The organism is Bradyrhizobium sp. BR 1433, from assembly GCF_051547665.1.
Taxonomy (GTDB): Bacteria; Pseudomonadota; Alphaproteobacteria; order Rhizobiales; family Xanthobacteraceae; genus Bradyrhizobium; species Bradyrhizobium australafricanum.
Genome location: NZ_JBPUGG010000001.1, coordinates 8,497,179 through 8,517,132, shown reverse-complemented (window position 1 = coordinate 8,517,132; position 19,954 = coordinate 8,497,179). Strand labels below are relative to the sequence as shown.

General features: G+C 64.5%; 14 protein-coding genes and 5 pseudogenes. 10 read left to right on the top strand and 9 right to left on the bottom strand.

What is annotated here, in order from left to right; genetic code table 11:
* Window positions 1-21: 21 nt before the first annotated feature.
* The 6 genes and pseudogenes from ACSKB9_RS40785 (at window position 22) to ACSKB9_RS40760 (ending at window position 6,615) form a co-directional block, all read left to right on the top strand.
* The gene (locus ACSKB9_RS40785; RefSeq protein ID WP_076826449.1) at window positions 22-702 is read left to right on the top strand and encodes an HAD hydrolase-like protein; all 681 of its coding nucleotides are present in this window, start codon (window positions 22-24) and stop codon (window positions 700-702) included.
* A 161-nt stretch (window positions 703-863) separates the two neighbouring features.
* Entirely contained in the window at window positions 864-1,352 is a 489-nt protein-coding gene (locus tag ACSKB9_RS40780; RefSeq protein WP_438079869.1) for a hypothetical protein, read from the top strand.
* A 255-nt stretch (window positions 1,353-1,607) separates the two neighbouring features.
* The gene (moaA, locus tag ACSKB9_RS40775) at window positions 1,608-2,642 is read left to right on the top strand and encodes a GTP 3',8-cyclase MoaA (protein WP_438079868.1); all 1,035 of its coding nucleotides are present in this window, start codon (window positions 1,608-1,610) and stop codon (window positions 2,640-2,642) included.
* 341 nt (window positions 2,643-2,983) lie between these two features.
* Window positions 2,984-3,523: a TRAP transporter small permease subunit gene (locus tag ACSKB9_RS40770; protein WP_028334243.1), complete on the top strand. Its 540-nt coding sequence runs from the start codon at window positions 2,984-2,986 to the stop codon at window positions 3,521-3,523.
* A pseudogene (locus ACSKB9_RS40765) lies at window positions 3,520-5,118 on the top strand (TRAP transporter large permease). The gene ACSKB9_RS40770 and the pseudogene ACSKB9_RS40765 overlap by 4 nt, the downstream one beginning before the upstream one ends.
* 216 nt (window positions 5,119-5,334) lie before the next feature.
* Window positions 5,335-6,615, top strand: coding sequence for a M20/M25/M40 family metallo-hydrolase (locus tag ACSKB9_RS40760; protein WP_438079866.1), 1,281 nt, complete (start codon window positions 5,335-5,337; stop codon window positions 6,613-6,615).
* Between the two features lie 31 nt (window positions 6,616-6,646).
* Here the strand turns inward: ACSKB9_RS40760 and ACSKB9_RS40755 are convergent.
* The 7 genes and pseudogenes from ACSKB9_RS40755 to ACSKB9_RS40725 form a co-directional block, all read right to left on the bottom strand.
* Window positions 6,647-7,976, bottom strand: a pseudogene (locus ACSKB9_RS40755) (sensor histidine kinase).
* Window positions 7,977-7,978: 2 nt separating this feature from the next.
* A pseudogene (locus tag ACSKB9_RS40750) lies at window positions 7,979-8,652 on the bottom strand (response regulator transcription factor).
* A gap of 388 nt (window positions 8,653-9,040) precedes the next feature.
* A complete protein-coding gene (locus ACSKB9_RS40745; RefSeq protein WP_438079865.1) occupies window positions 9,041-10,129 on the bottom strand; it encodes a TRAP transporter substrate-binding protein in 1,089 nt (362 codons plus the stop codon).
* Between the two features lie 241 nt (window positions 10,130-10,370).
* Window positions 10,371-11,458, bottom strand: a pseudogene (locus tag ACSKB9_RS40740) (TRAP transporter substrate-binding protein).
* A 308-nt stretch (window positions 11,459-11,766) separates the two neighbouring features.
* Window positions 11,767-12,003, bottom strand: coding sequence for a hypothetical protein (locus ACSKB9_RS40735; RefSeq protein ID WP_076826437.1), 237 nt, complete (start codon window positions 12,001-12,003; stop codon window positions 11,767-11,769).
* 206 nt (window positions 12,004-12,209) lie between these two features.
* Entirely contained in the window at window positions 12,210-13,340 is a 1,131-nt protein-coding gene (locus ACSKB9_RS40730) for an Mrp/NBP35 family ATP-binding protein (RefSeq protein WP_438079864.1), read from the bottom strand.
* 57 nt (window positions 13,341-13,397) lie between these two features.
* Window positions 13,398-13,835 (bottom strand): VOC family protein, encoded by a 438-nt coding sequence (locus tag ACSKB9_RS40725; protein ID WP_438079863.1) that lies wholly within the window; start codon window positions 13,833-13,835, stop codon window positions 13,398-13,400.
* A gap of 201 nt (window positions 13,836-14,036) precedes the next feature.
* On the opposite strand from ACSKB9_RS40725, the pseudogene ACSKB9_RS40720 reads away from it, so the two are divergent.
* The 4 genes and pseudogenes from ACSKB9_RS40720 (at window position 14,037) to ACSKB9_RS40705 (ending at window position 17,887) form a co-directional block, all read left to right on the top strand.
* Window positions 14,037-14,908 (top strand): annotated as a pseudogene (locus ACSKB9_RS40720) (NAD(P)-dependent oxidoreductase).
* A gap of 295 nt (window positions 14,909-15,203) precedes the next feature.
* Window positions 15,204-16,811, top strand: coding sequence for a sensor histidine kinase (locus ACSKB9_RS40715; RefSeq protein WP_057017245.1), 1,608 nt, complete (start codon window positions 15,204-15,206; stop codon window positions 16,809-16,811).
* Between the two features lie 256 nt (window positions 16,812-17,067).
* Complete coding sequence (locus ACSKB9_RS40710) at window positions 17,068-17,271, top strand: DUF1289 domain-containing protein (protein WP_026192618.1); 204 nt, start codon at window positions 17,068-17,070, stop codon at window positions 17,269-17,271.
* A gap of 25 nt (window positions 17,272-17,296) precedes the next feature.
* A complete protein-coding gene (locus ACSKB9_RS40705; RefSeq protein WP_028344537.1) occupies window positions 17,297-17,887 on the top strand; it encodes a TIGR02281 family clan AA aspartic protease in 591 nt (196 codons plus the stop codon).
* 22 nt (window positions 17,888-17,909) lie between these two features.
* Here ACSKB9_RS40705 and catC read toward each other — a convergent pair whose 3' ends face one another.
* Together catC and ACSKB9_RS40695 are read right to left on the bottom strand one after the other, a co-directional pair.
* Entirely contained in the window at window positions 17,910-18,200 is a 291-nt protein-coding gene (gene catC / locus ACSKB9_RS40700) for a muconolactone Delta-isomerase (protein WP_438079862.1), read from the bottom strand.
* Window positions 18,201-18,287: 87 nt separating this feature from the next.
* Window positions 18,288-19,865 (bottom strand): 4-hydroxyphenylacetate 3-hydroxylase N-terminal domain-containing protein, encoded by a 1,578-nt coding sequence (locus ACSKB9_RS40695; RefSeq protein WP_438079861.1) that lies wholly within the window; start codon window positions 19,863-19,865, stop codon window positions 18,288-18,290.
* Between the last annotated feature and the right edge of the window lie 89 nt (window positions 19,866-19,954).

The following is a 19,954-nucleotide window of genomic DNA, read 5'->3' as shown; positions in this document are numbered from 1 at the left end:
GGCCCGATAGCCAAAAGCATCATGTCCGCCGCCTCTCCCCCCATCGTCGTATTCGATCTCGACGGCACGCTGGTCGACACCGCGCCCGATCTGATCGGCGCGCTGAACCATGTGCTCGACCGCGAGGGCCTGCGGCCGGTGCCGCTGGCGGCCGCGCGCAGCATGATCGGCGCCGGCGCCCGCAAGCTGCTGGAACGCGGGCTCGAGGTGGAAGGACGCGCGGTCAGCGTCGGTGACCTTGACCGCTTAACCGCGGATTTCGTCGACTATTATGCCGAGCATATCGCCGACGGCTCGCGCCCGTTCGACGGGCTCGAGGCCGCGCTAGACCGGCTCGAGGCAAAGGGCCATCGCTTTGCGGTGTGCACCAACAAGCTGGAATGGCTGTCGAAGCTGCTGCTCGACCGGCTCGGCCTGACCAAGCGCTTCGCCGCGATCTGCGGCGCTGATACCTTCGGCATCGCAAAACCCGATCCGACGTTCCTGCGCGAGACGGTGGCTCGTGCCGGCGGCCGGCTGCCCGGCGCCATCATGGTCGGCGATGCCGGCCCCGATGTCGGGGTCGCAAGGCGCGCCCAGGTCCCGGTGATCGGCGTCGATTTTGGCTATACCGACGTCCCAATGACCGAACTGAAGCCGGACCGGCTGATCAGCCATATGCGCGATCTGCCGGACGCCGTCGCCAGCCTGAGCGCGGCATAAACTTTCCGCAACACACTGATATCGCTAGGCAATATTCAGCCATGCGATTCTGCCATTAACCATCCGCTAACGAACAGGGCCCCTGCTGTTGCGCCTCTGTTCCGACGCACCTATGGTCCGCTCCGGGGATTGTGGCTGATTGCCGCAGTAGAGTGTGGATCATGCGTCGTATCATCGTGATTGCGGCCGCCGGGCTGAGCCTGGCCGGCTGCTCCTCCTTCTCATTGGATTCGTTCAAGTCGGCGCCGCCGCCGATGCCGGTGCAGCTGGATTCGAACCCGCCGGGCGCCGACGCCGTGACCTCGCTCGGACCGGGCTGCAAGACGCCCTGCACCGTGTCGATCCCGGCGCCGGAGACCAACTTCTCCGTCACCTTCAACATGCCGAAGTTCCAGCCGGCGACCGTTCCGGTCACCGTGACCCGCGTTCCCGGCGACTTCACCACGCCGGCCACCACGACGCTGGATCCGAGTCCGGTGTTCGCCGAGCTGCAGCCCGCCGGACCGCCGCCGCACGCGGCGAAGAAGCCGATACGGAAGAAGAAGCCGAAACCGGCTGCCGCTGCGGCGCCTGCCGCTGCCGCTCCGGACTCCGCGTTCCCCGCCCCGAGCGCGGCTGCGCCGGCGCCGGCCGCCGCGCCGTCGCGCTAGCGCGGGCGGCCGAACCGCATTTGCACTGCACAAGAGCCCGGCCCAAAGCCGGGTTTTTGTATTTGGCCGAGACACATCCGCGATTGCGATCATGCATCGCGCGATATGCCTCGCCTATCGCTTTGCATGTTGCGGATCATCCATACGATCATCTCTTGGGACGCATTGTGACAACGCGCCAACATGCATAGATTGCGGATGCCGGAGCCGATCACGGCGCGGCAGGCAGGAAACAGATTGCAAGGCCCGAACTGAATGAGCGGATCCACGCAAGCACATTCCGACGCGCTGTTTCGTCCTATGACCGATCCGTTCGGCCGGACCATCCGTTATTTGCGCGTCTCCGTCACCGACCGCTGCGACCTGCGCTGCTTCTACTGCATGTCGGAGGACATGACCTTCCTGCCGAAGGCCGATCTCTTGACGCTGGAAGAACTCGACCGGCTCTGCTCGGCCTTCGTCGCCAAGGGCGTGCGCAAGATCCGCCTCACCGGCGGCGAGCCGCTGGTCCGCCGCAACGTGATGGGCCTGGTGCGCTCACTGTCGCGCCATCTGACCACGGGCGCACTCGACGAATTGACGCTGACCACCAACGGTTCGCAGCTGGCGCGCTTCGCCCAGGAGCTGGCCGATTGCGGCGTGCGCCGCGTCAACGTCTCGCTCGACACGCTCGACCCCGTAAAATTCCGGGCCATCACCCGCTGGGGCGACATCGACAAGGTGCTGTCGGGCATCGAGGCGGCGCGGTCGGCGGAACTCGCGGTCAAGATCAACGCGGTCGCGCTGAAGAACCTGAACGAGGACGAGATTCCGGCGCTGATGGAATGGGCGCACGGCAAGGGCATGGGCCTCACCTTGATCGAGGTGATGCCGATGGGCGACATCGGCGAAGGCCGGATCGATCAGTACGTGCCGCTGTCCTTGCTGCGCGCGCGGCTCGAGAAGCACTACACCCTGACCGATCTGTCCGACGACACCGGCGGCCCCGCCCGCTACGTCCGGGTCGCCGAGACCGGCGGCAAGCTCGGCTTCATCACGCCGATGACCCATAATTTCTGCGAATCCTGCAACCGGGTGCGGATCACCTGCACCGGCACGCTGCACACCTGCCTCGGCCACGAGGACGCCTCCGACCTGCGCCGGCCGCTGCGCGCCTCCGCCGACAACGACCTGCTGGCAGCGGCCATCGACCGCGCCATCGGACTGAAGCCGAAGGGGCACGATTTCATCATCGACCGCCGCCACAACCGTCCGAGCGTCAGCCGCCACATGAGCGTGACCGGCGGCTAGTCTTCAAGCTCCCTCCCGACGCGCGGCCTATCCCCCGATTACCAAGGCGGGACAACAGTTTGCCGCGGCGTCAATTTGTCCATTTTCCGATTGACGGCGTTCCATGGCGCTGATTTGGTGAATCAGCTTTCACGCTAGTCTGGCCAGCATAGGCCGCTGCCCTCCGTCGGCTCCTGCCGACAATTCCCGGCAGCCAAGAACGGCTGAAGCGGATTTCGGGGAGGACGAACGTTTGCAACTGCTCCTGAAAGTGAGCCGTGGCTCCGTGCGCATGCGCGCGGCGGCCAGATGATGCTTGAAGAGATATTCGGCGCGCAGATGGCGCGGCCGTGGAGATCGTGATGCGCCCATTGCTGGCATTAAGTCAGGCCATCGACCAACTCAACGAGAAGATCGGCTACATCTGCAACCTGCTGGTGCTGATCTCGTGTCTGGTCAGCGCCGGCAACGCCATGATCCGCTACGCGTTCAGCTACTCCTCGAACGGCTGGCTCGAGGCGCAGTGGTACATGTTCGCGATCCTCGTGATGTTCGGCGCCTCCTACACCTTCAAGCGCAACGAGCATGTCCGCGTCGAGATCATGTATCTGATGCTGTCCGAACGCGGCCAGCTCTGGCTCGACCTGATCGGAACGCTGTTCTTCCTGATCCCGGCCTGCCTCCTGCTCGCCTATCTGTCATGGCCGTTCTTCTACCAGGCCTATGCAGTCGGCGAGATGAGCGGCAACGCCGGCGGCCTGCTGCGCTGGCCGATCAAGTTCGTTATCCCGTCCGGCTTCGTGATGCTTGCGCTGCAAGGCGTCTCAGAGGTGATCAAGCGGATCGCCGCGCTGCAGGGCTACGTGACCATCGACGCGAAGTATGAGAGGCCGACTCAATGATCACGCTGGAGATGATGCCGCCACTGATGTTCGGCGGCCTGATCGTAGCGATGCTGATCGGTTATCCGGTGGCGTTCACGCTCGCCGCGGTCGGCCTGTCGTTCGGGTTCCTCTCGATCTATCTCGGCTTCTTCGACCTCAACTTCCTGCAGGCGATCCCGGGCCGCATCTTCGGCAGCGTGCTGTCCAACGAGCTGCTGCTGGCGATCCCGTTCTTCACCTTCATGGGCGCGATATTGGAGAGATGCGGGCTCGCCGAGGACATGCTGGATTCGATGGGCCAGCTGTTCGGCCCGATCCGCGGCGGCCTCGGCTATTCCGTGATCATCGTCGGCTTCATCCTCGGCGCCATCACCGGCACGGTGGCGGCGCAGGTGATCGCGATGGCGCTGATCTCGATGCCGGTGATGATCCGCTACGGCTACAACATCCGCTACATCACGGGCGTGCTCGCCGCCTCCGGCACCATCACGCAACTTGTCCCTCCCTCTCGTCCTGATCGTGCTCGCCGACCAGCTCGGCAAGTCGGTCGGCGACATGTATCTCGGCGCCTCGGGCCCATCGGTGTTCCAGATCCTGCTGTTCGCCGGCTACACCTTCCTGCTCGGCATCTTCAAGCCGAGCCATGTGCCGGCGGTGCCGATCGAGGCGCGCACGCTGACCGGGTGGGCGCTGTGGAAGAAGTGCTTGCTCGGCATCATCCCCTCGGCGGTACTGATCTTCGTCGTGCTCGGCACCATGATGATGGGCCTTGCGACCCCGACGGAAGCCGGCGCCATGGGCGCGGTCGGCGCCATCGTGCTCGCCGCCATCCACCACAAGGATTTCAGCGCCACCGGCAACAAGGTGCTGATGGTCGGTGTGATCGCCGGCGGCATCGGCACCATCATCGCGATGCTCTACAGCGAGAACCTGCTCTTCAAGCTCGCCTTCGCGATCACCTACGCCGCGGTGGTCTGGATCTGCCTCGAGGCCGTCAAGATCCCGGACCTGCGCGACCTGATCAAGCAGGGCTACGAGACCACCATGCGGATCACCTGCATGGTCACCTTCATCCTGATCGGCTCGACCTGCTTCTCGGTCGTGTTCCTCGGCGTATCCGGCGGCACCTGGCTGGAGCACCATCTGACCTCGCTGCCCGGCGGCGTCTGGGGCTTCCTGATCTTCATCAACCTGTTCATCTTCTTCCTGGCGTTCTTCCTCGACTTCTTCGAGATCGCCTTCATCATCCTGCCGATGGTCGCGCCGATCGCGCAGAAGGTGCTGGCGCCGGTGGTCGGCCCCGACGCCGCGCTGATCTGGTTCGGCGTGATGCTCTGCGTCAACATGCAGACCTCGTTCCTGCATCCGCCATTCGGCTTCGCGCTGTTCTATCTGCGCGGCGTGGCGCCCAAGGAAGTGAAGAGCTCGGAGATCTACTGGGCGCAATGCCGTGGATCGGCTTGCAGGCGATCATGGTGGCGCTGGTGATCGCGTTCCCGGTCGTCGTCACCGGACTGCTCGACAAGCCGCTCGATGTCGACCTCAACAAGGTCAAGATCGAAGTGCCGCAGATCGACCTGCCGCCGCTCGACTTCGGCCAGCCGAAGCAGTAGCCGGCATCGGCGCATTCGGCGTGCCTGGAGCATTTCGGTTCTGATTAAATCAGAACCGAAGCCCTGGATTCTCGTTTTGTCGCGTTTTCTTCACGCGAACCGGCGTCCACTTCGCTCGAAAACGCTCGCGGGCGCGAGGCACGCCGCTGTTGACGGCACCGGCGAGGCCTGTGAAGACGGGGATACGGATCGTCCTCCAACTCACAGATCGCCGCCATGCCCCAATCGCATCCCGCCCGCTCGCTCATTCGCCCGCTGATGCTGTCGCTTGGTCTGGCGCTTGCCGCACCCGCAGCGCATGCAGCCGACATTCGCGCGCTGGCGCAACAGGAACAGCAGCCGCTGCTCGACACCCTGCGCGACCTCGTGCAGATCGAATCCGGCAGCAAGGACATCGAGGGCCTGAACCAGCTCGCCGAGCGGATCGCCGGCCAGCTCAAGCAGCTCGGCGGCATCGTCGATATCCTGCAGACCACCGAGATTTACCGCCTCGACGACACGCCGGAGAAGATCGGCCCAGCCGTGCAGGCCGTCTTCAAGGGCACGGGCAGCGCGAAGATCATGCTGATCGCGCACATGGACACGGTGTATCTCAAGGGCATGCTGAAGGACCAACCCTTCCGCATCGATGGCGACAAGGCCTATGGGCTCGGCATTGCCGATGACAAGCAGGGCGTCGCCACCATCCTCCACGCCGTGGCGTTGCTGCAGAAGCTGAACTTCAAAAATTACGGCACGCTCACCGTGCTGATCAATGGCGACGAGGAGATCTCTTCGCCCGGCTGGCGCAGCACCATCACCCGCCTCGCCGCGGAACAGGATGCCGTGTTCTCGTTCGAGGGCGGCGGCACCGACGGCACGCTGCGGCTCGCCACCAGCGGCATCGGCTCGGCCTATCTCACGGTGCACGGCAAGTCGTCGCATGCGGGCGCCAGGCCCGAAGGCGGCGTGAATGCGCTCTATGAGCTGTCACATCAGGTGCTGCAGATGAAGGACCTGTCCAAGCCCGAGCAGGGCCTGAAGCTGAACTGGACGGTGTCCAAGTCCGGCACCAACCGCAATGTGATCCCCGCCGAAGCCACCGCCCAGGCCGATGCTCGCGCGCTCAAGGTGGCGGATTTCGACGAGCTCGAGAAAGCCCTGCAGGACAAGATCAAGAACCGCCTGCTGCCGGACTCCAGGGTGGACGTGAAGTTCGAGGTGCGCCGCCCGCCGCTCGAAGCCAGCGACGCCTCGCGCCGCATCGCAGGTTACGGCAAGACGATTTATCAGGAACTCGGCCTGTCGCTGAACGTGGCCGAGCGGGCAACCGGCGGCGGCACCGACGCGGCGTTTGCCGCCCTCAAGACCAAGGGCTCCGTGGTGGAAGGCATGGGCCTGTCGGGCTTCGGCGCGCACTCCAACGATGCCGAATACGTGCAGATCAATAACATCGTGCCGCGCCTGGTGCTGACCACACGCATGATCATGGACCTGTCCGACGGCAAGGTGAAATAGGTCGGCAAAGCCGCGGCACGTTCGCGGGCGCTCAGGACGCCGCCGGCTCCGCCTTGGCGAGGCGGAAGCGCAGCGTGAACTGGGCGCCGCCGGACGGCAGGTTCTCTACCCTCACCGTCGCATCGTGATCGTCGACGACGCCGCGCACGATCGAGAGCCCGAGCCCCGCGCCGTCGGTGCGCTGGCGATCGCTGCGCCAGAAGCGCCGGAAGATCAGCCCCTGCTCGGCGGGCGCAATCCCCGGCCCGCAGTCGCGCACCTGCACCGAACCATTGTCGTGCACCTCGACATCGACGGAGGTTCTCTCCGCGGTGTACTTGATGGCGTTCTCCGCCAGATTGAAGATCGCCCGCTGCAGCATCTCCGCATTGCCCCTGACCTGCACCGGACTGTCAGTGCCGCGCAACGCGATGTCCTTCTGCTGCGCCAGCGCATAGGGCGCGATCGAGCCGACCACCTCGGCGCACACCGCGCGCAAATCCGCGGTCTCGCCGGGATCCAGCACCAGCGTGTCGAGCTCGGCGATCTCCAGCAGCTGGCTGACGATGCGGCTCATGCTCTCGATGTCGGCATGCAACTCCCTGGCCTCCTTGGCCGCATCGAGCGTCTCGATCCGGGTCCTGAGGATCGCAAGCGGCGTGCGCAGCTGATGCGCTGCATCGGCCGTGAACTGGCGCTGCACGTGAAAGCCTTCCTCAAGGCGATCGAACGCCTGGTTGACGGCGGTCACCAGCGGCAGGATCTCGCTCGGAATCCCCTCCGTCGGAAGGCGGATATCGAGTCCTTGCCGGTCCGATGCTCCTCGCCTCCTCCGAGGCCCGCAACAGCGGTATCACCGCGCGGCGGAAGATCAGGATATCGGTGGCAAGCAGGATCAGAAGGATCGGGATGGTGATCCAGCCAACCCGCCGGAAGAAATTGGAGACGATGTCATCGATGATGACGTCGCGATGCGACAGGTCCTCGGCGACCAGGATGCGCAGCGTCTGGCCGCCGAGCAGCTTGGTGACGCCGGCACCGGAAATCCGGTTGGCGGACGCCGGAAGTCGCGGCGCCTCGCGATGCGACGAAAACAGCAGATGACCGTCGGCATCGTAGATGTCGTAGCGATAGCGGCCATAGGCGTCGGAATAGAGCCCCCTCAGGCTGTCCGGCAGGCTGAGCTGCACCTTGCCCGCGGCATCGACCGAGAGGTTCTGGCCGAGATCGGCGGCCTGGTCGCGCATCGCTTCGCGATGCAGCTGATTGATCTCCGAATTCAACAGCCACAGCAGCAGCAGCGGCAGGAAGATCGCCGCGACCGCGACCGCCACGATGTGCAGGAACACGATCCGCGACGTCAGCGACTTGAAGCGGAACACGCCTACTTCTCCTCCGCCATCAGATAACCGACGCCCCGAATGGTATGGATGATGACCCTGGCGCGGTGCTCGGTGAGCAGCTTGCGCAGCCGCGACACGTAAACCTCGACCGCGTTCGAGGCGACCTCGCCGGCGAGGCCGAAGATGTGATCCTCGACATCTTCTTCGGCACCACCCGCCCCTGCCGCCGCAACAGGATCTCCAGCACCGATGTCTCGCGCGCGGAGAACACGTGCGGAGCGCCGTCGACGAACACCTGCTTGCTCTCGGTGTCGTAGACCAGATTGGCGAGCTTCAGCGAGGAGCCGAGCAGCTGGCCGGGTCGACGCAGGATGGCTTCGAGCCGCGCCACCAGCTCCTCCAGCGCGAACGGCTTCGCCAGATAGTCGTCCGCGCCGCTGCGCAGGCCGCTGACCCGATCCTGCAGGCCGCCCGCGCGGTAAGCACCAGGACCGGCAGCGGATCGGTCTTGCGGCGAAGCTCCGACAGCACCGACAAGCCATCGCCGTCGGGCAGACCGAGATCGAGGATCATGGCGGCATAACTGACGCTGCGCAGCGCATCGCGCGCCTCGGCAACGCTGTTGACGACATCGGAACTCGTATCCCGCCGCCATCAGCCCGCTTGCGAGCAGCCGCGAGAGCTCGACATTGTCCTCGACGATCAGAAGGCGCATCGCAGCAATCCTGACTTCATTCAATCGATCTTCTGCTTGCTGTCGTCAAAACAAGACGCATGCGAAGGTGACGTCTCGATGGCGACACAAGCGCATGTTGCTCCAGCTAGTGTTACTGCCCTGAAAACAGATACCGCCTACCCGCTGCAATCAAAATCTACGCAGGCGCCTGTGACTGCGCCCGTGTAAGGCTGACGTCAGCTAGCCATGATAACATAACGGATTGCACGTTCGCGCCCGGAGATCGAGAACTGGCAGCTGCCGCTACGGCCAGCGACCGGCGGTCATGCGTGTTCGCAAGCCGCGGCGCGCCGCGGCCGTGATCGCGGCATGGAAAAAGCCCCGGCGCTTTCGCTCCGAGGCTGATTTCCTGTCCAACTCGCAGCAATCACGCCTGCGAATGGCGCGCCATGAAATTGTCGTAGCCGACCTCGGCGACCTGGAACCATTGATAGCCGTTGTTGGAGAACGAGGTCAGCGAGTTGTAGACTTTCTTGAAGTTGGCATTGGTCGCCGAAACCTCGGCATGCAGCTCCTTGGCGGCCTTGAAGGAAGCTTCCATCACCGCGGCCGGGAACGGACGCAGCTTGGTGCCGACCGCAAGCAGCTTCTTCAGTGCGATCGGATTGGCTTGGTCATAGCGCGCCATCATCCAGTTGTTGGCGAGATGGCCGGCCTGCTCGAGCACGAACTGATAATGCTTCGGCAGCGCGTTCCACTTGTCGAGATTGATCATCGCCACCAGCATGGGGCCGCCTTCCCACCAGCCGGGGAAGTAATAGTTCGGCGCGACCTTGTAGAAGCCGAGCTTCTCGTCGTCGTAGGGACCGACCCACTCGGCCGCATCGATGGTGCCCTTCTCGAGCGCCGGATAGATGTCGCCGCCGGCGAGCTGCTGCGGCACCGCGCCGAGCTTCTGCATCACCTTGCCGGCAAAGCCGCCGATGCGGAATTTGAGGCCCTTGAGATCGTCGACGCTGTTGATCTCCTTGCGGAACCAGCCACCCATCTGGCAGCCGGTGTTGCCGGCGAGCAGCGAGGTGACGTTGTAGCTCTTGTAGAACTCGTTGAGCAGGTCCTTGCCGCCGCCCAGCATGAACCAGGCCTGGTTGAGGCGCATGTTGGGCCCGAACGGCACCGCCGAGCCGAAGGTGAAGGTCGGGTCCTTGCCGAAATAATAATAGGGCGCGGTGTGCCCCATCTCGACGGTGCCGTTCTGCACGGCGTCGAGCACCTGCAGGCCCGGCACGATCTCGCCCGCGGCAAAGGTCTGGATCTGGAATTTGTTGTCGGTGGCTTCACCGACCGCCTTCGCCATCAGCTCGGCGCCGCCGTGCAGCGTGTCGAGCGACTTCGGCCAGCTCGTCGTCAAGCGCCACTTGAGCTCCGGCATCGACTGCGCGATCGCGGGAGCTGCGACCGTGGCGGCGCCGGCGACGCCCAGACCCGTGACCTTGATGAAATCTCTTCGCTTCATTTGAATCCTGCCCTGTTCGATTGTGTTGTCCGAGCGTCGACTGCTTTCGATCGTCGCGCCGCTTTTCTTTTTGCCGTCATGACCGGTGACCGATCACACGCCGCCTTCGTGCCGAGGCTTCGGACGCGAGCATGGAACATCCCCTTCACGAATGCCAGACGCAAAAAAACCCGGCCTCCTTGCGGAGGCCGGGCAATGCGTTCGCGTCGCGCGAACGCTCGTCCAAAAGGCTAGACGCCGATCAGCCGCGGGTGCGCGAGCGGATCATGAAGCTGTCGAAGGTGTATTCGGCGACCTGCCACCACAGATACTGGTCGGAGCGGTACGCCTGCATGGCCTCGATCGACTTCTTGAAGTCGGCATTCTTGGCCGAGATTTCACCCCAGAGCTCGTTGGTCGCCTTGAGGCAGGCCTCGAGCACCTCGTTGGTGAACGGACGCAGCTGCGTGCCGCCGGCAACCAGCCGCTTCAGCGCGGAGGGGTTCTGCATGTCGTAGCGCGCGGCCATCCAGCTGTTGGCGTTGGCGGCGCCGTTGGCCAGGATCGCCTGGTAGTTCTTCGGCAGCGCGTTCCACTTCTCCAGGTTGACGAAGGAGTGCACGGTCGGACCGCCTTCCCAGAAGCCCGGGTAGTAGTAGTACTTGGCGACCTTCTGGAAGCCGAGCTTCTCGTCGTCATAGGGACCGACCCACTCGGCCGCGTCGATGGTGCCCTTTTCGAGCGCCGGATAGATGTCGCCGCCGGCGAGCTGCTGCGGCACCACGCCGACCTTCTGCAGCACCTGGCCGGCAATGCCGCCGATGCGCATCTTCAGGCCCGACATGTCGGCGACGGTCTTGATCTCCTTGCGGAACCAGCCGCCCATCTGGGTGCCGGTGTTGCCGGTCGGGAAACCGATCACGCCGAACTTCTTGAAGAACTCGTTGCCGAGCTCCTGGCCACCGCCCTGATACCACCAGGAGTTCTGCATGCGGGCATTGAGACCGAACGGCACCGACGCGTAGATCGCGAAGGTCGGGTCCTTGCCGACATAGTAGTAGGCGACGGTGTGCGACATCTCGACCGTGCCGTTGGAGGTCGCGTCCAGCGCCTGCAGGCCGGGACGATCTCACCCGCCGCGAACACCTGGATCTGGAACTTGTTGTCGGTCATTTCGGCGACGTACTTCGACAGCTCGACGGCACCGCCATAGATGGTGTCCAGCGACTTCGGGAAGCTCGAGGTCAGGCGCCACTTGATTTCAGGCGAGGACTGCGCGATCGCCGGCGCGGCAACCGCCGTCGCGGCAGCACCGGCCGCAGAAACTTTCAAAAAATCACGACGCTTCATCGTAAGACTTCTCCTTCAGGGGCGTTTCCCAGTGACCGCAAGCAGTTCTCCGGCAGCCGCGTGAAAGGCTTGCCGAGGCGCTCTGGGTCGGCCCTTTAACACGGAAGGTGGCGTCACGGAAACGCGACAATGGCATGACCGCGCCAATTAAACGAAAGTCTGATGGGGCTGGAAATCAGCCGGAAAATGCGCCTTCAGGCAGCGACGATGACGCCTGGCAGGTGGCCGCGGAGCTGCCGCCGACCGCGCGGTAAATCGCCGCGTGCGGGCCGTCCGGCTCGCTCTCAACCGTCGGGTTACCGGAGCTATCAGCGCCGCGTCGTCGCCCGCGCCTTCTTGGCTTGATCAGCCAAATACCGCCCGCGCCGGATCCAACTTTGCGCGGTTGTTTTGCTGACACCATACGTCTTGGCGATCACCTCGGCGGCCTCGCCGATCGAGTCGGATTTCTTGGCCATGTTGAATGCCAGCCGGGAGGCCTCTGCGCGCTTCTCCCGCGTCAGATGTTTGCGGTGCTGCTTGTTTGCTTCGCGTGATGCTGCCATGTCGATGGTCGCCTCACGGCCCCTTCCCGCAGTTTTGGCTTCACCCGTGGCCGCCTTCCGCTGATCGAAGGGTGGTACGATTCGGCCACTCCTGCATAAACATACAGGCCGGAACCGATTCAGCAATCGTCCAAACGCCACGGGCCTGTGAAGAAAGCCCGCCGGGCTCCCGACGCTTCGCGACCAATCGGCCCAGCAGCGCAGGCTCAGGCAGCCGCGATGACGCCTTGCAGCTGCTCACGGACCTTGCCGCCGATCGCGCGGTAGATCGCCGCGTGCGGGCCGTCCGGTTCGCTCTCGACCACCGGGTTGCCGGCATCGGAGGCGGTGCGGATCGCGATGTGCAGGGGGATCTCGCCGAGGAACGGCACCCCCAGCTTCTCGGCTTCGTGGCGGGCGCCGCCATGGCCGAAGATATCCGAGCGGGTGCCGCAATGCGGGCACTGGAAATAGCTCATGTTCTCGACGATGCCGAGCACCGGCACGTTGACCTTCTTGAACATCGCAAGCCCGCGCCGGGCGTCGATCAGCGAGAGGTCCTGCGGGGTCGAGACGATGACGGCGCCCTTGAGCGGAACGTTCTGCGCCAGCGTGAGCTGGGCATCGCCGGTGCCGGGCGGCATGTCGACCACGAGCACGTCGAGCGTGCCCCAGGCGACGTCGCGCAGCATCTGGGTGATCGCCGACATCACCATCGGCCCGCGCCAGATCATCGCGGTGTCCTCCTCGACCAGGAAGCCGATCGACATGATCGACAGGCCGAAGCGCTGCAGCGGGACCATCTTCTTGTCGTCATTGAGCTGCGGCTTCTCGCGGATGCCGGTCAGCCGCGGCACCGACGGGCCGTAGATGTCGGCGTCGAGCAGCCCGACGCGCAGGCCGAGGTCGCGCAGGCCGAGCGCGAGGTTGAGCGCCGTGGTCGACTTGCCGACGCCGCCCTTGCCGGAGGCGACGGCGATGACGGCGGAGATGCCGGGGATCTCGGCCTGCCGGGCCATCGGCGATTGCCCGCCGGGCGGATGCGGATGGCGATGGGCGGACGCCGGCGGGACGCCGCCGGCCGGCCGCGGCGCCGGTGCCGCAGCGCCCGCCTTGCGCTCGGCGGTCAACGCGATCATCGCGACGCTGACGCCGGGAATGGCGCGCACGGCATTCTCGGCCTGCGCACGCACGCTCTCCCAGGCGCGGGCCTCCGCTGCGTCGACATTGATCGAGAAGAACACCTTGCCGTCGGTGACCGTGATCGCCGACAGCACATTGGCGTTGGTCAAGGCTGTGCCGCGTGGCGACATCACCTTGGCAAGGCAATCGAGGACCTGTTGCTGCGTCACGCTCACCGCGCATCTCCTGGAAAGTTCAAGAGACCGACCCATAGAGCGTTGCAGCGCAAAAGGCTACCTCGCTCCGACGTCGTCCCGCCGCTCGGCCGGCGCGGCGGAGCCGCCTTCCTTGGCGGCCTCGTAGTTCAGCTCGATCATGACCCCGTTGGGGTCGTTGACGAAGATCTGCCAGAGATCGCCGCCGGGAACCTGGCGCGAGTTGAATTCCATGCCCTTGGACTGAAGCCGCTGCCGCATCCCATCGAAGCCCTGGCTGGCAAAGGCGACGTGATGGACGACGCCCGAGTCAGGCTTTTGCGCCTCGTCGGTCGCCGAAATATCGACCAGATGCACGACCGCCTTGCCCTCGCTGTACATCCACGCACCGGGGAACGCGAAGTTCGGCCGCGCGCCCTTTTCCAGGCCCAGGATGTCCTCATAGAACCGCACCGTGGCGGAGAGATTCCGGGTCCGGATATTGAAATGATCGAGCACACCGACGCTCATGCCCATGCGATACACTCCCTTTTTTGTGAAGTTCGTTGGTGGGCCAATCCTAGCACAAAACCGCCTTCTGCCATCCCACCAAGGCCGTTGCCCTCCGCTGCACAGGGGCATGGTGCAGCTCCTTCCATGGACGGAATGCCCTGCCCGCCGCGAATTTGCCGGCGGTCTCAAAGGGCGATCACCACGGCAAATCACAAGGTATCAGACATGGCTAAAGTCGCTTTCCTCGGTCTCGGCGTAATGGGTTTCCCGATGGCGGGCCACCTCGTGAAAAAGGCGGCCATGAGGTCACCGTGTACAACCGGACCGCGGCGAAGGCGAAGGAATGGGCCGACAAGTTCGGCGGCAAGACGGCGCCGACCCCGAAGGCCGCCGCCGAAGGCCAGGATTTCGTGATGTGCTGCGTCGGCAACGACAACGACCTGCGCGCGGTCACGATCGGTCCCGACGGCGCCTTCGCCGGGATCAGGAAGGGCGCGACCTTCGTCGATCACACCACCGCCTCCGCCGAGGTCGCCCGCGAGCTCGATGCCGCCGCGACCAAGGCCGGCTTCAAATTCGTCGACGCGCCGGTGTCCGGCGGCCAGGCCGGCGCCGAGAACGGCGTGCTGACGGTGATGTGCGGCGGCAGCGAAGACGCCTATGCGGGCGCCGAGCCGATCATCACCGGCGCCTATGCGCGGATGTGCAAATTGCTCGGGCCGGCGGGCGCCGGCCAGCTCACCAAGATGGTCAACCAGATCTGCATCGCAGGTCTGGTTCAGGGGCTATCGGAGGGCATCCACTTCGCCAAGAAGAGCGGCCTCGACGTCGCCGCCGTGATCGAGACCATCTCCAAGGGCGCGGCGCAGTCCTGGCAGATGGAAAACCGCTACAAGACCATGAACGAGGGCAAGTACGATTTCGGCTTCGCGGTCGAGTGGATGCGCAAGGACCTCTCGATTGCGCTGGCGGAGGCCCGCCGCAACGGCGCCACCCTGCCCGCCACCGCCCTGGTCGACCAGTTCTATGCCGAGGTCGAGAAGATGGGCGGCAAGCGCTGGGATACGTCGAGCTTGCTGGCGCGGCTGCAGCGGTAACGCTTCCCACGATCTCGTCATGCCCGGGCTTGTCCCGGGCATCCACGTCTTTGGATCCACGAAAAGCAAGACGTGGATGGCCGGGACAAGCCCGGCCATGACAACATGGAATTGTCAGACCCGGCATGCGCGTGTGCGCCCGCCATCGCACAACAGCAGGACCCCCGCGCAAAAGTTAATTTAACTCCCCGTTTACGCTTTTCCTTAGCTCTTTAAGGCAACGCTTAATGATTTAGCGTCACAGATAGACAATGCAAAAAGCCCGCGCGGTTCGTGGGCAGGATTTGTGTTGTTGATGAGTAATCCCGCAGAAAAGCCTGAAGTTGTAGCGCTTCCGGCAGGACCTCAGGTGACGGTGCCGGTGAACAGCCGGCGCGTCGCCGCGCAGCGGGTGCGCGAGGCGCGGGATCGGTTAACGTCAACCAGTGGAACCCGCCCGGCGTTCGACGCCGAACTGCTCCGTCAATACGCCCAGACCCGGATCTCGGCGTCCTACGTCGTGATGCTGCTCGTGGTGGCAACCGGCGTGCTGTTTGGCCTCTGGATGAAGCCGATCGTGGCCGGCGCCTGGACAGTCGGCATCCTCTGCGTCCATCTCGCCATCATCCGCAGCTGTTCCCGCTTCCTTGCCGAACCGACCTCGGTCGCGGTCACCCGCAAATGGCGGACCCGCTTCGTGCTGCTCGACCTGCTCTACGGCCTGTGCTGGACCGCGATCCTGATCCACCCCGCCGGGCGCGATCTCGCCTCCAACACGCTGATGATGTTTTTGATGCTGCTGGTGATCGCGGTCTCCAGCATGCTGGCCGCGAGCCTGCCGATCGCAGCCCTTGCGGCAACGGTTCCGGTGACGGTCGGGATCGCGCTCGACCTCGTGCTCAACGGCGCGTTCGACAATTACGTGCTGGCGCTGCTGGCGCTCGCGGCCGAAGGCTATTTCGCGCTGCTCGCGCACCGCCTGCATTCGACCACGCTGGCGACGCTGGAGGCCCGCGCCGAAAAGGATGCGCTGATCGGCGAGTTGGAACAGGCCAAGGCGATCTCGGACGAGGCGCGGCACCGCGCCGAGTCCGCCAACGTCGCCAAGTCGCGCTTCCTCGCCCAGATGAGCCACGAACTGCGCACGCCGCTCAATGCGATCCTCGGCTTCTCCGAAGTGATGAAGAGCGAGATCTTCGGCGCGCACACCGTGCCCGTCTACAAGGAATATTCCGCCGACATCCATAATTCCGGCGTACACCTGCTCAATCTCATCAACGAGATCCTCGACCTGTCGCGCATCGAAGCCGGCCGCTACGAGCTGAACGAGGAGGCCGTGGCGCTGGTGCATGTCGTCGCCGATTGCCACCATCTCCTGAAGCTGCGCGCCTCCAGCCGCGGCATCACCATCCACGAGGTGTTCGAGCACGGCATGCCGAGGATCTGGGGCGACGAGCGCGCCATCCGCCAGGTCGTGCTCAACCTGCTCTCCAACTCGATCAAGTTCACCCCGCAGGGCGGCGAAATCTGGCTGAAGGTCGGCTGGACCGCGTCGGGCGGGCAATATCTGAGCGTCAAGGACACCGGAAGTGGCATCGCCGAGGACGAGATCCCGGTCGTGCTGGCCTCCTTCGGCCAGGGCTCCAACTCGATCAAGTCGGCGGAACAGGGCGCGGGCCTTGGCCTGCCGATCGCGAAAAGCCTGATCGACATGCATGGCGGCACCTTCACGCTGAAGTCGAAGCTGCGCATCGGCACCGAGGTGATCGTCACCTTGCCGCCGGAACGGGTGATGAGCGCGCTGGCGCCTATGGCGGAAGAAGCGCCGCCGATGCAGCCGCCGGAGCCCGTCGAGCCCGCGATGGGCGCCGACCGGAAACGCGTGCGCCGCAAGTCGATCATGAGTGCCGGCACCGGATTGTAGAGCATGTCGCGGAAGATCGTGACGCGGTTATCGATAGAGCCCTTTCCGTTCCGATGGATTCGGAACGGGGCTCCACATCTTGGTTCTGACGCGCTCTCTCTACGCGAACCGGTATCCACTTCGCTCGAAAACGCTTTGGCAATAAACCCAAGGCATTCGCGCCAGGACCATGCTCGCGACAAAAAGCCGAGGCGTGATGCAGCATCCCACGTCAGCCGGCTTGCACTGGCCGCCGAAACCGTTCAACACTTGAACAATGAGCTCAGAGACGCCGTGTATCGCAGTCTGCATGATGGACCCCAGAACGAAGCTCTGCTTCGGCTGTGGCCGCACGCTTCCGGAGATCGCGCGCTGGCACAAGATGGACCGCACGGAGCGGCTGTCGGTGATGGCGACGCTGCCGGCGCGCATGGCCGAGGCTGGGCTCGAGCGCATGGAGCCGCGTCCGAAGCGCGCGTGATCGGTGTTGCGGCGGGAGTTGCGCCGTGACCCGTATCCTCCTCGTCATCGTGCTGCTGATGGCAACCGCCGGCGCCGTCGTCGCCTATGGCGACCCCGAGCAGATCGCCCGCGCCAGGGAGAATCTGACCCAGATCTTCGGCCGCAGCATCACCGCCTCAGCCTCGACCTCCAGCTCCGCCCCCGCCGTGCAGATCGCGCGCGGCCAGGGTGGCGAGTTCGCGTTCCGCGCCAAGATCAACGGCGTCAGCGCCCCGATGGTGATCGACACCGGCGCGACCTCGGTCGTGCTGACCTGGGAAACCGCGAAAGCGATCGGGCTGCCGATCGATATGCTCGAATACAATGTCGACCTCGAGACCGCCGGCGGTCACACCAAGGCGGCGCGGCTGACGCTCGACCGGCTCGCGGTCGGCAAGCTGGTCGAGAAATCGGTGCCGGCGCTGGTGGTGCAGCGCGGGCAGATGAAGACCAACCTGCTCGGCATGAGCTTCCTCGACCGGCTCGAGAGCTGGGGCGTTCGCGCCGACACGCTGAGCCTGACCGGCTACCCCGACGTCACCGGCAGCATCAACACCTCAAGCCGCCACCGGCGCCCGCGCACGGCCGTCGACTAGCGCGACGGCGCCTACTCCACCGCTACCGGTCGTCGTCGTGGATCGACGACGGGTGCCGGCACAGCGGCGTGACCTGGATCTCCATGAACGGAAACAGCGGCAGGCTGGACAGGATGTCGTGCAATTCCTGCGCGCCGGAGACGTCGAAGATGCTGACATTGGCGTAGCGCCCGGCCACCCGCCACAGATGGCGCCAGGCCCCGGTACGCTGCAGCTCCATGGCGCGGACTCGTTCCGCCGCCTTCAGAGCGTCGACCTTCTTGACCGGGAGATCGTGCGGAATCCGCACATCCATTTCGACGTGGAACAGCATGACAAGTCAACCCCTTCTGCGACAAGATGGAACGGCGTGGAGCCGCCACGCAACTGTGGCGGCTCCATTGATCCGTCTAACAGATCGTCAGCCCTGCACCAGACCGCGGCTGACGAGGTTGATGTCGTCGGGGTTGACGAGGTCCTTCGCCGTCCAACCGGAGACGTCGTAGTCGCTCATGCAGTTGCGGACGAAATCCTGCATGGCGCCAAGGTCGCCGGTGGCGCTCGCGGCCATCAGCGTCTCGACGCGCAGGTTCTCGTAGTTGCCCGCATAGTTGCGCTCGTAGAGCTCATGCCGGCCGCCGAACTCGGAGCCGACCGCGTCCCAGAGCAGCTTCAGCAGCTTGATGCGGTCGATCGCGGCATAGCCGTTGGAGCCGCGCACGAAGCGGTCGAGATAGGGCCGGATCGCCTCGCTCTCCAGATCGGCCGAGCTCGACGGCAGATAGATCAGGCCGCTCGCGACATGGCGCTCGATCAATTCCTTGATCCGCGGATAGGCCATCGGTGCGAACACGCGATAGGCCAGCCCGTAGTTCAGGTTCGGCAGATTGTAGCCATCGGTCCCCTGCCAGGCGATCGGCGACTTCACCATGGCGTCCGCAATGCCGTGGAACAGATTGCGCCAAGCGATCACCTCGCCCACTGCCGTCTGCACGCCGCGAAAATCCTTCGACCCGGTCGCCTCGACGGCCATCGAGAACAGGCCGGCGATGAAGTCGAGCTTGACGGCAAGCCGCGTCACGCCGTGCAGCGTGAACCGCGGGATGAAACCCGAGGCCGGGAAGAACTGGTTGATCTTGTCGACATCGCCATAGATGAAGACGTTCTCCCAGGGCACCAGCACCTTGTCGAACACGAGGATCGAGTCGTTCTCGTCGAAGCGGCTGGACAGCGGATAGTCGAACGGCGAGCCGGTCGCCGCCGCCGTGAATTCGTAGGACGAGCGGGCAATCAGCTTGATGCCCTTGGCATCCATCGGCGCCGTGAAGATCAGCGCGAACGACTTATCCTTGATCGGAATACCGTAGTGGGCGATGAAGTTGTAGTGCGTCAGCGCCGAGCCGGTCGCGACCACCTTCGCGCCCGAAACGATCAGGCCGGCGTCTGTCTCCTTCTCGACATGCATGAAGACGTCGCGCACCTCCTCGATGGCGCGGTCGCGATCGATCGGCGGATTGACGATGGCATGATTCCAGAAGTCCAGACGCTCCTGGGTCCGGGCATACCACTTCTTCGCATTGCCGGCGTAATCGCCATAGAAGCTTGAATTCGCCCCCAGCGTGCCGAGGAACGACGCCTTGTAGTCCGGCGAGCGGCCCATCCAGCCGAACGCAACCTTCTGCAATTCGGCAATCGCATCGCGGCCCTTGACGAGGTCGTCGGTCGTCTTCGAGCCGAGGAAGAACGGATGGGTCAGCTGTCCCGAGCCGGTGTCGGTCAGGACGCCGATCTGATCCTTCTTCTCATGGAAACGGTCGTACCAGCGCGCCACCATCCGCGCCGAATTGCGGAAAGCGGGATGCTGGGTGACGTTCTTGACGCGCTCGCCGTAGATGTAGATTTCCCGGCCGTCCTGGATGCTGTCCAGGAATTCCGCACCGGTATAGACGCTGGTGGTCGACGCTGGCACGTCGGCCCGCAGGGCTGCTGCTGTAGTCATGGGTTTCTCCTCCGCTTGTGTCGCTGGACCGGCGGCGTTGCCACACCGGCCTTAAGACCATCTCGTCACGCTCTTGGACGGCGTGACAT

What these genes read in the sequence shown, in the direction of transcription:
- ACSKB9_RS40785 (WP_076826449.1), top strand. Translation starts at nt 22, where the DNA reads ATGTCCGCCGCCTCTCCCCCCATCGTCGTATTCGATCTCGACGGCACG.
- ACSKB9_RS40780 (WP_438079869.1), top strand. Translation starts at nt 864, where the DNA reads ATGCGTCGTATCATCGTGATTGCGGCCGCCGGGCTGAGCCTGGCCGGC.
- moaA (WP_438079868.1), top strand. Translation starts at nt 1,608, where the DNA reads ATGAGCGGATCCACGCAAGCACATTCCGACGCGCTGTTTCGTCCTATG.
- ACSKB9_RS40770 (WP_028334243.1), top strand. Translation starts at nt 2,984, where the DNA reads ATGCGCCCATTGCTGGCATTAAGTCAGGCCATCGACCAACTCAACGAG.
- ACSKB9_RS40760 (WP_438079866.1), top strand. Translation starts at nt 5,335, where the DNA reads ATGCCCCAATCGCATCCCGCCCGCTCGCTCATTCGCCCGCTGATGCTG.
- ACSKB9_RS40745 (WP_438079865.1), bottom strand. Translation starts at nt 10,129, where the DNA reads ATGAAGCGAAGAGATTTCATCAAGGTCACGGGTCTGGGCGTCGCCGGC.
- ACSKB9_RS40735 (WP_076826437.1), bottom strand. Translation starts at nt 12,003, where the DNA reads ATGGCAGCATCACGCGAAGCAAACAAGCAGCACCGCAAACATCTGACG.
- ACSKB9_RS40725 (WP_438079863.1), bottom strand. Translation starts at nt 13,835, where the DNA reads ATGGGCATGAGCGTCGGTGTGCTCGATCATTTCAATATCCGGACCCGG.
- ACSKB9_RS40715 (WP_057017245.1), top strand. Translation starts at nt 15,204, where the DNA reads ATGAGTAATCCCGCAGAAAAGCCTGAAGTTGTAGCGCTTCCGGCAGGA.
- ACSKB9_RS40710 (WP_026192618.1), top strand. Translation starts at nt 17,068, where the DNA reads ATGAGCTCAGAGACGCCGTGTATCGCAGTCTGCATGATGGACCCCAGA.
- catC (WP_438079862.1), bottom strand. Translation starts at nt 18,200, where the DNA reads ATGCTGTTCCACGTCGAAATGGATGTGCGGATTCCGCACGATCTCCCG.
- ACSKB9_RS40695 (WP_438079861.1), bottom strand. Translation starts at nt 19,865, where the DNA reads ATGACTACAGCAGCAGCCCTGCGGGCCGACGTGCCAGCGTCGACCACC.